The sequence below is a fragment of the Bradyrhizobium hereditatis genome (assembly GCF_020329435.1).
GTDB classification, from domain to species: Bacteria; Pseudomonadota; Alphaproteobacteria; order Rhizobiales; family Xanthobacteraceae; genus Bradyrhizobium; species Bradyrhizobium hereditatis.
Genome location: NZ_JAGKJK010000004.1, coordinates 270,415 through 283,830 on the forward strand (window position 1 = coordinate 270,415; position 13,416 = coordinate 283,830).

Annotated in this window: 7 protein-coding genes; 2 read left to right on the forward strand and 5 right to left on the reverse strand. The window is 58.7% G+C overall.

The features are described from left to right. Window positions 1–59: 59 nt before the first annotated feature. From J6524_RS11550 to J6524_RS11560, 3 genes are all read right to left on the reverse strand, one after another. Complete coding sequence (locus tag J6524_RS11550; RefSeq protein ID WP_225670552.1) at window positions 60–3,386, reverse strand: ATP-binding protein; 3,327 nt, start codon at window positions 3,384–3,386, stop codon at window positions 60–62. Window positions 3,387–3,649: 263 nt separating this feature from the next. Then, a complete protein-coding gene (locus J6524_RS11555; RefSeq protein WP_225670554.1) occupies window positions 3,650–4,066 on the reverse strand; it encodes an ester cyclase in 417 nt (138 codons plus the stop codon). A 414-nt stretch (window positions 4,067–4,480) separates the two neighbouring features. Beyond that, window positions 4,481–5,755, reverse strand: a complete 1,275-nt coding sequence (locus tag J6524_RS11560) for a serine hydrolase domain-containing protein (protein ID WP_225670556.1) — start codon at window positions 5,753–5,755, stop codon at window positions 4,481–4,483. Between the two features lie 660 nt (window positions 5,756–6,415). Between J6524_RS11560 and J6524_RS11565 the strand changes: the two genes are divergently transcribed. Further along, complete coding sequence (locus tag J6524_RS11565; RefSeq protein WP_225670558.1) at window positions 6,416–9,739, forward strand: adenylate/guanylate cyclase domain-containing protein; 3,324 nt, start codon at window positions 6,416–6,418, stop codon at window positions 9,737–9,739. Window positions 9,740–10,023: 284 nt separating this feature from the next. On the opposite strand, the gene J6524_RS11570 is transcribed toward J6524_RS11565, so the two are convergent. Continuing rightward, window positions 10,024–11,679 carry a P-loop ATPase, Sll1717 family gene (locus tag J6524_RS11570; RefSeq protein ID WP_225670560.1) on the reverse strand — a complete coding sequence of 552 codons (1,656 nt, stop codon included), beginning with the start codon at window positions 11,677–11,679 and terminating at the stop codon, window positions 10,024–10,026. A gap of 271 nt (window positions 11,680–11,950) precedes the next feature. Here J6524_RS11570 and J6524_RS11575 point away from each other — a divergent pair, with 271 nt between their 5' ends. Next, entirely contained in the window at window positions 11,951–12,244 is a 294-nt protein-coding gene (locus J6524_RS11575; protein WP_225670562.1) for a hypothetical protein, read from the forward strand. Between the two features lie 171 nt (window positions 12,245–12,415). Here J6524_RS11575 and ligD read toward each other — a convergent pair whose 3' ends face one another. Then, a complete protein-coding gene (gene ligD, locus J6524_RS11580; protein WP_225670564.1) occupies window positions 12,416–13,300 on the reverse strand; it encodes a non-homologous end-joining DNA ligase in 885 nt (294 codons plus the stop codon). Window positions 13,301–13,416 lie beyond the last annotated feature (116 nt).

A 13,416-nucleotide genomic window follows, 5' to 3' on the forward strand; every position in this document is an offset into this window, starting at 1 on the left:
CGATCGTTAAGTTCTTAGTTGGCTTTCCTCATTCCGTGCATCCGCGCGGCGGGTCGAGCCTATCTGTGCAACGTGTCCAGCACTTTTCGAGCAGCGGCAAGATCGACGATTTCGTGCTTGGTGTCGAATGCGTCGATGATCGCGCGCAGGCGCGTCTGACCCTCCTCGGGATGGCCTTGTCTTGCGAGAACTGTTGCTAGTTGTGTTGTGGCGCAGAGTTCGAACAGTCGAGCTTCCTGGCGCTGGGAAATGGCAATCGCTTTTTCAAACAGGCGAACAGCTCCGGTCGGATCGTTTCTGCAAGCGGCGATTTGGCCGCGTATCCGGGTGCATTCAGCCAGAAAGCAAGCATCGTCGGTATTGATAGCGATGGCATCGGCCTCAGCCAGCACGTGCGATGCCTCCTCGTGGCGGCCCGCCTGCACCAGAAGATCACAGAGCCAGCATACCTTCTCTTGGACACGGAATACGACCCCCTTACCGCGCAAAACCACCATCCCCTCTCGCGCATCGGCGATGCCGGCGTCCAATTCACCCAATCGCGAGCGCGCCAGGCCGCGCCATGAAAGACCAAGACCTCGCCGGGCCGCGTATCCATGGCGTTCGCTTATCTCGATGATCTTCCCAGCGTCCTGCAATAGCAGGTCGTCCCGGCCGAACAACGCGGACAAGTAGCACTTCACGTTAAGGGCCCAGCCGATATCGAAAGGCTTCTCCATCCGGTCAATAGCTTGAACAAGGTGCTCCGTCGTTTCGACGGCCTCATCAATGAACCCCATAACAAATAGTGACCGTTGAAGTATGTCGTGGATCGCGATGAGTTGATCCCCGCCGCCCAGCAGGATGCGACGGCTGGCGTCAGTACGATCAATCAGACCTCGGGCCTTACGCAAAGCTTCGAGCGCAAAGCGCCATTCGCCCCGGTTGAAATGAGCGGTGCCCTTGTTCAACCAAAGGCCGCTCACATAGGCCGGAGGTAGCAGATCGACGTGTTTTTCCAGTTGCTGATCCGCGATCGTCAGATATTCGCGATTGCGCCCGGTGGCATAAAAATACACACCGGACGAAAGCACCACCTCACACTGCAATTCGACCAATTTGGTATCCGCAGCGGCACGACGTGCATCTTCGAGCGCCTGACCAAGGCGCTCAGCACCAAAGCCTTCCGTTTGCATCAAGGCATTGGCCATCGCCAGGTGGAGATGTGCCATGCGCTCGGCGCCGCCGGACACCTCGTCTAGCTTCTTGCTGCAGTCAATCGCGTTGGCATAGTGCGACACGGCTTCCCGGGCGGCAGCCCTGGCCATGGCGGCCGCTCCCGCCTTTTGCCAGTATTCGAGCGCGCCATCCCAATCGCCGGCTTCCTGAAGATGGTGCGCCAGGAGTTCCGGACTATGCTCGATCGCATCGGCACGAAGCTCGACCAGGGCAACGGCGATCTGGCGGTGCAATTGGGCCCGCTGGTTGCGAAGCAGGGTGTCGATGGCCGCGTCTTGGATCAGTGCGTGTTTGAACTGATAGCTTTCGCATTGGGCATTTCTTTGCGGGTAAATAAGCTCGGCCTCGATCAAGTCGTGCAGTGCCCTTTTGACCGCGGCGGCGTCCCGGTGGCTCACCGCGATCAGAAGGTCGGCATCGAAAACCCGGCCCAAAAGCGCGGCGACCTGAATGATTTGCCGGATCGGCGCCAGACGATCCAACCGGGTGTGAAGCGCGGCCTGCAAGGTCGCAGGTATTTCGATCGCTTCGCCAAAGCCGAAATTACTTCTACTCTCGGCGACCGACTTGGTCAGCTCCTCGATAAAGAGTGGTACACCGTCGGTCTTTACGACCAATTGCGCCATCATGGCTGCCGGCAGATCATCAGGTGCGACGCCACGGATCATCGCTTCGGTCTCGCGGCGGCTGAGCCGCGCCAGTGGCAAGGTCACCATCTGGGGTGAATTCGACCATGGCGCCCGAAATTCCGGTCGGGCGGTCAGCAAAACGAAAACCCGTTGGGACGACATGTCAGTGAGCATCTGACCGACAAGTTCTATGGTTGAGGGGTCAATCCAGTGGGCGTCCTCGAGAACCACGAGCACCGGGCTTTGGCGCTGCATTGCGGAGGTAATCCGGCACAGAGCACGGAACACAGCTCGGCGAAGCTCCTCCGGATCGGCTGGGCCCGTATCCCACCCCGGATCTGCGGGAAGACCCAGCAGCGTGGCGAGCGGTTCGACCACATCGGGACTTTCCAACTCGAGATCGCCGAGAAAATGCCGGAGGCGATTGCGGCGCGCGACGTCATCCTTTTCGCCGGCAAAACCCAGCGCCCGATGCAATTGTTGGATCACCGGCCAAAGCGCGCTGCTCTGATGTTGTGGAGAACAATAAAAGACAATCTCGGCATGCGGCGTTTCGCGAATCTGCATGCGCAGCGTTTGCAGTAAGCGGGACTTGCCGATGCCGGCTTCTCCCTGCAGCAGAACGGCTTGGCCTTCGCCTTCCATCGCATTCTCCCACCGTTTGGTGAGAAAGCCGAGTTCGGTCTCGCGGCCAACGAGTGGCGTCAGAAAGCGTCCACCTCTCGCCTCAAAGCGGTTGGGCGCCGCGCTGGGGCGCAGCACCCGATAGATCGCAATCGGTGCACCGACGCCCTTGAGCATTTGGGGGCCAAGCGGCTCAACCTCGAAGAAGCCCTCCACGAGGCGTTGCGTCGCCTCGCTCATGACCAAGCTGCCCGGCGCTGCCAAGGCTTGCAGACGCGCGGCAATATTTGGCGCTTCGCCAACGATGCCGTCACAGAGGCGCTTCTCGCCAACTCCCAGTTCACCGACAACAACCGGACCGGTGTGGACGCCGCAGCGGGCTTCGAGACCATCCGCCCTAAACTCCGTTAGTCCGGCCATGATGTCGAGGCCCGCCTGGACTGCACTCTGAGCGGAATCCTCGTGGGCCCTTGGATAGCCGAAATAGGCGGTCACGCCATCACCGATGAAAAGGCCGATTTGCCCTTCGTGGCGCTGAACCACCTCTGCGCATACTTTCTGAAATGACAGCAGCAGATTTCGCAGATCTTCCGCGTCTAACGTCTCAGCGAGGTAGGTCGAGCCGACGACGTCGCAAAAAAGCACGGTCAGTTGCCGCCGTTCCGCCTCAGCTGCCGGCGCTGCTGTCGGAGCGATCCGCGGTGCCTCCACGGACTGCATCGCTGCGTCGGAGATGTTGCGCAGTCCCTCAATCGCCTGAAGCAGACGCTTGCGGGCGCCAACTGGCAGACCGGCCGCCGTCAGGTCTGCATCTGTCAGTTCGAGAAGGATGTCGAGTTCGATGTCCTGAGCCAACAGCGCGTCCGCATAGCGGCCCAGTCCTCGCGCCTCAAGCCACTCGCGAAGTTCTGCCATAGCGGCGCTCGCAGAGTTCGACGTACGTCTTGGCTATGTATGTGCGTCAGGATACACGCAAGCACTGCCTCGGTCAGCAACTATAACGAACTCCCGGTCCAGGGCTTGGAGACTTTGGTCCATGCGTGAGACCTCAACGCGGTGTCGGGTATCGGGCAGCTGCGCTGACCAATCTACCCCGCGTCTCCGCGTTTTGTCGCCCAAGTCCGATCTACACACTTATGTTTGCGGCGAGGCGCGCTCACAGCAACGAGGGATGCTGCTCAGACCCATCCCAGTTCCTTCAGAGCAATCCCAGAATGCCAGATCTTCGTCATGTGGCTGATCTTGTCGCCAGAGAATTGCATTACGTAGACATAGTCCGACGTCGTCTTCTTGCCGGTCGGCTCACACGGACCGCCAGGACCGGTGTGAGTACCCGAAAAGACAGCATAGGCAGCGACATTGTTTCGCTCGGCGTCGGTGGCGAAGGATTTCACCTCGTAGCTGCCGTCCGGCATAATCGTCATGAGCCCCTTCATCCAATCCGCGTATTCTGCAAGAGCTTTGATCTCTGCAAGCGGTTCGGCCTGAGCAGCGAAGGTCGCGTTTGGAGCACAGTAAGCCTTGCAGACTTCCCAACCCTTTCCAGTCTCGCAAGCGGCAAAGAACTCGTTGGCAGTTGCCGTGATCGACGCCATGAACTGGTTCTCCTGTGTGCTTTATCGATGTCTGCTTAGCACTCCGGCTATGCTCAGGCCATCACGCTGCTGGTGGCTGTCTGAGACGACTCAATGCTCTTGACAGGTTTTCCGCCCAATGTCCGTTGCGTGTCAATCGCGTCATCTTGGTCGTCGGCCGACCACTTCCGGTATTCTCCCAACTGCACACATCACGCATCGGGATCACCACTTCCGAAAAACGCCCTAGGAGCATTGCCTCCATATTCAGCCGTGTCGCGAGGGGAAACCGGAGCCCACCCCGTCACCAAGTGCGGGGCAGGCTTTTCCAAATTATGCGCTAAAGCGCGTTCGCTCTAATCGACAGCGCGCTTTGGCTCATTGTTTGCGACGCATAACCTTTTCGGAGGACGTGTCCGTTTTCCGGATCATGCGTCAGGCGATAGCGGCATAGAGACCGCTCTCGAATTTGGCGAACAGCTTCAGGACCTGATCATCGGCGAACGGCAGGAGCTGCGTCATGATCGTGCCGGTCACACGCTTGTTCGGATCAATCCAGAAGTAGGTGTTGAACAGCCCGGCCCAGGCGAGGCTACCGGCGCTGCGTCCGGCGGGGCCGGGTTCGGTGTTGATGTCGAACGACAGTCCCCATTTCTGGGTCATGCCGGGGAACAGGTTCGCATCGTTCGAGCTTTCCGGTCGCACTGTCTTCAACGTGACCACATTGAGATCCCCGATATGGTTCTGCCGCATGAGCGCCACGGTCTCGGGCTTCAGTACCTGCGCGCCGTTGAACGTGCCTTCGTGCAACAGCATCTGCAGAAACGCCATGTAGTTCCGCGGCGTGCTGAAGAGCGCACCGCCGCCCATGAAGAATTCGGGCCGCTGGGGCATTTCGAAGGCCATCGGCTTGAGCGAGCCGTCGCGTTGGCGGCTGAACATCGGCGCAACACGGGCCTTTTGCGAGGAACTGATCAGAAAGCCGGTATCCGTCATGCCGAGCGGCGCAAAGATCTTCTCCTTGAAATAGACCTCCAATGACTGGCCACTCACGGCCTCAACCGCCTTGCCGACCCAGTCAATATTGATGCCGTATTCCCAGCGATCGCCGGGATCAAATACCAGAGGTGCGTTGAAGGCGGCATTCTTGCATTGGCCGATGAAAGGAGTTCCCGTGACCTTCTCAAACTGCATCATCGGCTCACTCCAGATACTGTAGGTGAAACCTGCAGTGTGAGTGAGGAGGTGCCGCAGCGTAATCGATCGCTTGGCGGGGCGAAGCTTCGGTGCGCCGCTGGCGTCGAATCCTTCAAGCACCTTGGGTTGCTCAAGTTGCGGAAGCAGCGTGCCCATCGGCTGATCGAGCTCCAACTTGCCCTGCTCGACCAGTTGCATGCAGGCCGCGCCCGTGATCGCCTTCGTCATCGAAGCGATCCAGAACACGCTGTCCGCGGTTATGGAGGGTCCAAACGCGCCCTCGTAGACGATGCCCTTGTCGTTTGCCGCGATGGCGACGAGGCCCGGCACGGTCCTCGCGTTGACGGCCTGCCGCAGCGCCTGATCGATATCCCCAAGCGCGGGGCTCAGGGCCGGTTCAGAAGCGGCGGCGGCCTCCGCACGTCCAACAGTGATTTTTGCCATCGATGATGCCGCCGCCAGTGACGTCATGGCTTTCAGAATGGTTCGACGGTCTGGATTGCTGTGTCGCATTATGTCCTCCTTTGCCGCTATTGCTTTTGATTGGCTATTAGAGGTGGTGTGGTTGGCGACCTCAGCGCGAGACTAGGATTCGGCACAATGGTCCGCAACCAGAATTCGCTTGCCGCCAGCGATGCCGACTGAGCCAACCTGGCGCCGCGGCGCCGAAGAAGGGAGCATCCTCCGATTTCGACTCTTGCCAACAATGTACGGCGACCGTGCGCGCGCTCACGGCGAAACAGGAGGGCACAGGGAATGTCAGCCGCTTTGCCCTATCCATCGCCCCGCACGCAGAATGAAGAACATACGAGCTTCGGTCGGAACGGGTACGCCACTTGCACCGGCATTCCCTACGCGATGCTTTCACTGACGTCGGCTTTGGGGTCAAAAGGCGCCGATTGGAAGATCGTTCGGCCGCTTCCGGTTTATCCCGTTAAGCCGCAATCAAAGAGCCTGACCGGACTTCGCTTTCGGGCCAATACCGGCCATTGTCGCCGTGAACGTGTCTCCGGCCGTAACCTCGCGGCATTTCGCGGGATGGGTCGAAGTCGCATGTGCGGTATTTGGGTCGTAAGGACAGCCCAATGACGAGACAGATGAGGTGTCATCGAGAAAAGATCGGGATATAGTGCTGGTTGCCTTAAGGCCACGCCGAAAGAATAGGTGGCCGGGATGCAGTCGATTGCGCACTGGCTTCATGCACTCGGTTTCGAGCAATACGCGCAGCGCTTTGCTGAGAATGAAATTGATGTCTCGGTACTCCCCCATCTGACTGACCAGGACCTCAAGGACATCGGTATTCCGCTCGGGCACCGGCGGAAAATCCTTGCAGCCATCAGAGGGCCCGCTTCCGCGGCGCAGGCCGCATTCGAACCCGCTGCTGCTTCCGTGCCGTCGAAAACGAGCGACGCTGCGGAACGCCGCCAGCTGACGGTCATGTTCGTCGACCTCGTCGGCTCCACCGCCTTGTCCGGGCGGCTTGACCCTGAGGAGCTGCGCGACATCATTGGCGCCTATCACCGCCGGTGCGCCGAGGTGATCACCAACTCGGGTGGCTTTGTTGCAAAATATCTCGGTGACGGGGTGCTGGCCTATTTCGGTTACCCGAAGGCGCACGAGGAGGATGCCGAACAGGCTGTTCGCACCGGCCTTGCTCTGATCGAGGCCGTGACCAGGCTCAATGCTGGTGGGTCGTCCTCGCTGCAGGTGCGTGTCGGTATCGCCACCGGCCTTGTCGTCGTTGGCGATCTGCTCGGTGAAGGCGCGGCCCAAGAACAAGCGGTCATTGGTGAGACCCCCAATCTCGCCGCCCGGCTCCAGGGGCTTGCAGAGCCGAACACGGTTGTCATTGCGGACAATACGCGCCGCCTGCTGGGCGGCCTGTTCGACTATCGCGATCTCGGCCCATTGGCGATCGCGGGCATGGACCATCCGGTGCAGGTCTGGCGGGTCGTGGGCGCAAGCCTGGTCGGCAGTCGATTCGAGGCGCTGCGCGCCACCAGCACGCCGCTGGTCGGTCGCGAGGAAGAGATCGCATTGTTGACGCGGCGCTGGGAGCGAGCCAAGGCCGGCGACGGTTCGGTCGTCCTGATAGCCGGCGAGCCGGGCATCGGCAAGTCGCGCATCGCACAAACCCTACTGGAGCAGCTGGGCAACGAGCCGCACACGCGGTTGCGTTATTTCTGCTCGCCACATCATCAGCACAGTGCGCTTTATCCCAGCATCACTCAGCTCGAGCAGGCGGCCGGATTTCGACGCGAGGACACGGCCGAGACCCGTTTGGACAAGCTTGTGGCCGTGCTGGCTTTGGCCAACCAAGAGCTGAGCGAAGCTGTCCCTTTATTGGCGGACTTGCTGTCGATACCGACCGGGGACCGATACCCGCCGCTCAATCTCACGCCGCAGAAGCGCAAGGAGAAAACACTTCAGATGCAGGTGGCGCAGGTCGAGGGGCTTACGGCACAGCAGCCGCTGCTGATGCTATGGGAAGACATCCACTGGAGCGATCCCACCACGCTGGAGTCGCTGGATCTGCTGATCGATCGGGCCGCGACGCTGCGGCTCCTGATGGTTCTGACCTTTCGACCGGAGTTCACGCCGCCCTGGGTCGGCCGTCCGCACGTGACATTGCTCAGTCTCAATCGCCTGCCCCCTCGGCACCGCGCCGAGATGATCGTTCACGTAGCCGGGGGAAAGACATTGCCCACGGCGATTGCTGATCAGATTATCGATCGCACGGATGGCGTGCCATTGTTCATCGAGGAGCTGACGAAGTCTGTAATCGAAAGCGGATGCATCACCGGAGCGGGAGAGCATCTCGCGATCCCGAGCACACTCCAAGCCTCGCTTCTCGCTCGACTCGACCGCTTGGCGCCTACGCGAGAAGTGGCTCAGATCGCGGCGACGCTGGGGCGCCAGTTTTCCCACGAGCTGATTAATGCGGTCGCCGACGTGCCGTCAGCCAGGCTGGAGAACGCGTTGGAGCAATTGACCCGTGCCGAACTCGTGTTCCGGCGCGGCACGCCGCCCGACGCGACATACACGTTCAAACACGCGCTGGTGCAAGACGCCGCCTATAGCACCTTGCTGCGCAGCCGACGCCAGCAACTGCACGGCCGTATTGCAGCGACGCTTGAACGCAAGTTTCCGGAGATTGCAGCGGCACAGCCCGAGCTTGTGGCGCAGCATTGCACTTGTGCCGGCATGGTTGAAAAGGCAGTTGAGTATTGGGACAAAGCAGGACGCATGGCCGTCCAGCGTTCGACCATGGCCGAGGCCGCCGCGCACTTTGGCAAGGCACTCGAGTTGCTTGGCAGCCTGCCGAAGAGTCCGGAGGAATGCTCCAATGAACGTTCGCTGCAGCTCGCCCTCGCCGGGGCTCTTACCGCGGCCAAAGGGTGGGCGTCGCCCGAGGCCGGTGAAGCCTATGCCCGCGCCCGCGAGCTGTGCCGTGACGCACCGGATGGAGCGCAGGTGGCGACAGCCTGGGCCGGCGCTCTCTCGTACCTGCACAACAGCGCAGACATCCGTGGCAGTCACGAGTTGGCAAACGAACTGCTTCAGCTTTCTGAGCGCCGAAATGACAGCGAGACCAAGCTGATTGCGCACCGTAATGTGGGTATCAGCCTTCTGTTTCGGGCCGAGTTCAGCCGCGCACTTGCCCACCTGCGACGGTCCATCGACTTCTATGACCAGGCCAGGCATCGACCTCCGAAGCTGACGCCGCACGACGTCCGCGTCACCTGCGAGAGCTTCGTTGCCTGGGTACATCTGCTGCTCGGACAATCGGATCAGGCGCTGGAGCAGAGCCGAAGCGCGCTGGCTTGGGCACGCGAGCTGTCACATCCCTACACATTGGCATTTGCGCTGCACGTCAACTGTGTTTTCCACCAACTTCGCTGCGACGGGGCTATTCTCCAACAACGAGCCGACGAACTAGTGGAAATCGCGACCGAGCATGGCTTTCCGCACTTCGTGGGAACGGGAGCCTGCTTCCGGGCATGGGCCATGCTCGAGATGGGAGGATCAATCAAGGAGACCATCAGCAGGATGCAGTGGGGACTGGCGGCGAAGCGGGCGACGGGTGCGGAGATCAAGGTGCCTTACTATCTTGGCCTTCTGGCCGAAGCACACCGGCGAGCAAACCGGATCGCGGACGGGATGAGCCTGTTAAATGAAGCTCTTGAGCTGGTGGAGCGGACCGACGAGCGATGGTACGAGGCAGAGCTGTATCGGCTCATGGGCGAAACATCAATCATCGGCTCAGATCGAAACGATGCCGAACGCTGGCTTCGCGGCGCCCTTCAAACAGCGCGCAAACAGGGTGCGAAGCATTGGGAATTGCGTGCCGCTGCCAGCATGGCGCGCCTTTGGCGCGATCAAGCCAAGCGCATCGACGCCCGCGCGCTGCTGGCACCGATCTACGCATCCTTCACCGAAGGCTTCGATACACGCGACCTCAAGGAAGTCGCTGCGCTCCTTACCGAATTGACCTAGAAAGGTCTCTCAGTGAGGTCTGCGACTTCTGCTTCGGGTCAAAAAAGCGGGCGCCGGCGAGCGAATGTTCTTCCGCCTTACCCTGAAGAAGCTGACATCCTGGCGGACCACCCTCGGAGCTTAACCGCAACCACAAGCATTCTTAATCCCCCATCAAAGCACGTTGGCCGGTCGCGGCGTGGTGTGCCGAAGCCGAACTTGGACATGACCGAAGGTGGAGCTAGGCTCCATAAATGAAGCGGCAGGCGGCATGAGCCGCTCAATGTGGAGGAGCCAGTTATCAGTTACCCCTTCGCATCGCCGCTTGGATGCTGTGGTATTCTAGATCGCCTCGGTTCCATCGGCTTAAGAGTTGCTGGATTTGGCTGGATGCGTCCCAGACGCAGTTGTGGCCAAAGCCCGCGATGAACTATCATCCAAGCTGTCGGATCAAAGTTGAGGTCTCCTCTATAGGCCCAGTGTTCGCGCAGTTGCCGAAGGCCGCCGCTCGACAAATCCGGTTCTCGGCTGGACTGGCCAATCACGCCTATTCGATACAAGTCCTCCAGGATCCGTTCAGCAGTCTTACCTTTCATCAGCTTCTTGATATTGGGATCCGCCTCCTTGGTTTTGGCTTGACGGGTGAAGTCTGCTGCCTTGAACCAAGGTTGGAAACTCAACAATATTCGCTTCACCGAATCGATTTCGACCTTCGCATATTTGACGTTCAGTTCCTCTACGCGCTCATTCCAAGCGTCTTCGCTGAATTTTTCCAACACACGGTTTATGACTGCCTCGCCGAACCGGAGTTCACCCTCAGAGGCCTCCGCCGCTTTACCAAGTAAGAGGACAACGTCGCGCGGATTGCACCATGTCAGTTCAACCATCAGCACTTGCGGCGCCATGTTGAATATGCCGCGCTGGAAGTACTGCTCGAAAACATCGGGCGATGGTTTGCGCTTGAGAAGACTTTCAGACGCCTGAATTTTTCGCTCAATAAGCCGCGTTATTGGCCATGTCTCACTCGCCGTCTGACCAAACCAGCGCAACTCCGCGCCCTTGTCCGACAACACCTTGTTTATCTCTAGAGTGGGAACGTTGAGCGCGTGCAGCACTTCTGATCGAGCCGCGGCAAGAATAAAGATGTTGATCCTCTGATCGGTGAAAAACCCATTCACTCGATCAATCGCCAAGATGAGATCGCGTATTAGTATCGCATCACGTCGATGTTGGCTCCGCGATCCGAATGAAAGATTTAGTTCATCAAAGAAAATATAGGCTCCTTGAGTGCCTTCATAAAATAGCTTTGCGAGCAAGTTGAAGCATTGCTCGACGATTTGGTCTGTCGTGAACTCTTTGTCCATATCGGCCGCTTTGCCTTGGACTTTGGCATCGAAGTGACGCGATTTGAGGCTGTAGCGTCCTCGCTTCGCCATGCCAGCCAACCAGTTCAGAAGCCCCTTCGTTTCGCCTTCATGGAAGCGCTTTACCAGATCGCAGAATGTATCTATTTCCTTGTTGCGAGTGAAAGCCGTTTGGTTTTCGTCAATGAAGTTTGCGATTTGCTTGAAGATGAAGAGAAGCCAAACATTGACGGCGCTTTGACCCACGTCTTCGTCGGCCTCGGTGCCCTGTTCATACGCCGTGATCCCTGCATCTTGGACGAGTTTGGTTCGCTGTTGATCAGAAATCTGCGTGGCGAACGAAATGAACTTGGTTAAGCAATGCTCCTCATCGAGGGTCATACTTAGATAGCGCAGGAACGCCGTCTTTCCTGAACCTTTCATTCCGTACACAAAGTAACGAACGCCTTTCTTGAAGTCGTCAATCCTGATCCCACTTGGTTCCAGGAAAGACTGTCGAAAATGCTCTATCGCGATAGGATCACGCGTGGTCACCTCGTTTCGAGCGTCGATCTGGCCGAAGCGCAATTGCGACAGCCGAACAGGCGGTTTATTCATAACGAAACTCCTAAGTGACTTCTAAAGCGCGACCAGTGATTCTCGATCTTATGAGAACGCCTAACAGCGGCGAGCAGCATTTCGAGCAGTCCACACAAAACGACAACCTACACCCACCCTACTCTATTTTGAGTAGCGTCAATGATCGAAGTTGCGCTCCACAGCCGGGTGGATAGCTAGATGCTAAGGCCATCCGTGCAGCCGCGATAGCGGGTCGGGCAAGAAGGAACCAGTCGGCCGATTCGTGCCTTAACCGACATAGGAGGATCACATGGCTGCAAGACATACATCATTGAAGCGTCCCGGCTCGCCCATCGGCAAAAAGGGACCGCGCAAAACAAACCCGAAGTATAAACGCCGCTCGCGTCAGCCGTGGAGCGACAAAGAGGTCAAGCAACTGCGTTCGCTTGCGAAGGCCAACACGCCCACTGGCGTGATCAGCCTTAAGATGGAGCGTCCGCCTGCGTCGATAGCCAGCAAAGCGCAGCGTGAAGGCATCTCCCTGAAACCGACCAATCGCTCGCCGTACAATAGGCGCAAGACCGCCAAGGGAGGTCGGCGCTAATGGAGCGTTGATGGGGCTTTGAGGACTTGGCTTATGTCAGGCTCCTCAAGCCCGTCAACACTGACGCATTCGCATGGCATTCCTGCTCCGCACTGACACCCGACATCCTCGCTCCAAGCCCGCTTGGGATGATTCTCGCATACCCAGCCCACGCCAAAGCAGACGGGACAATCAGAGTTTATGATTCCGAGAAAGCCCTTTGAACGAACTGGCACGTAATAAGCCCTCCGACGTGATGTCGCGGTACTCAACGTCCGCAAAGAATTTCGGTTCAACCCATGTCGCTTTCGGCTTCCTGATGGGCCGCGTCAGCTTTGATTTCGGGCTAACCACGGTGTCCAATTGCTTCCTGATCTTGCTGGAGACAGTGCGAGACCAGCCGGTCCCGACCTTGCCCACGTAGACGAGGTCTTTGCCTTGCTGCTTGCCCAGATACAACGCGGCCACGCCGCTTGGGTCTTTGATAAAGCCGACGACCGGAAACTTGCCCTTGTGAACAGCCTTGATCTTCAGCCAGTTCTCATTTCGCTCAGAACGGTACGGAGCGTCAGCCCGCTTAGAGATGATGCCTTCCCAGTTCAGCTTGGCGGCATGTTCAAACATCTGCTGGCCGTTGCCGACGAGATGTTCAGAGTACAGGACGGGCAGTTCAATGCCGTTCTCACCGAGCAAGTCCAACAGCGCCTGCTTGCGTTCGATCTGTGGGAAATTGCGGAGGTCACCGTCACGCCATAAGAGGTCGAAGGCGTAATAGACCAGCCGGTCCTGCCTCCCGGCAGCAAGTTCAGCCTGCAACTCTGAGAAGCTGGTGCGTCCTTCGTGGACAACAACCACCTCACCATCGATGATCGCATCACCGGGAATGTCGAGAGCGCCAGCGATGGTCGAGAACCGCTTCGTCCAATCTAGTCCATTACGGGTGTAGACTTTGTTCTTGCCGCCGATGGTGTGAACCTGGATGCGATAGCCGTCGTACTTGATCTCATGTAGCCACTGCTCGCCCCTTGGTGCCTTAGACTTCAACGTGGCGAGTTGTGGCTTGATGAAGCCCGGCATGGAAATACGCTTCGACACAACGCAAACTCACAAATGAAAATGCCCGCCGCGCTTGGAGGGCCACGGCGAGCATTCTTACCGACTTCGCAGGAAACTCGAACAATCTAGGGGACGTA

Coding starts and splice junctions, on each gene's coding strand:
- J6524_RS11555 (WP_225670554.1), bottom strand. CDS start 4,066: ATGGCGTCGATCACGGCAACTGCCAACGAGTTCTTTGCCGCTTGCGAG.
- ligD (WP_225670564.1), bottom strand. CDS start 13,300: ATGCCGGGCTTCATCAAGCCACAACTCGCCACGTTGAAGTCTAAGGCA.
- J6524_RS11575 (WP_225670562.1), top strand. CDS start 11,951: ATGGCTGCAAGACATACATCATTGAAGCGTCCCGGCTCGCCCATCGGC.
- J6524_RS11570 (WP_225670560.1), bottom strand. CDS start 11,679: ATGAATAAACCGCCTGTTCGGCTGTCGCAATTGCGCTTCGGCCAGATC.
- J6524_RS11550 (WP_225670552.1), bottom strand. CDS start 3,386: ATGGCAGAACTTCGCGAGTGGCTTGAGGCGCGAGGACTGGGCCGCTAT.
- J6524_RS11565 (WP_225670558.1), top strand. CDS start 6,416: ATGCAGTCGATTGCGCACTGGCTTCATGCACTCGGTTTCGAGCAATAC.
- J6524_RS11560 (WP_225670556.1), bottom strand. CDS start 5,755: ATGCGACACAGCAATCCAGACCGTCGAACCATTCTGAAAGCCATGACG.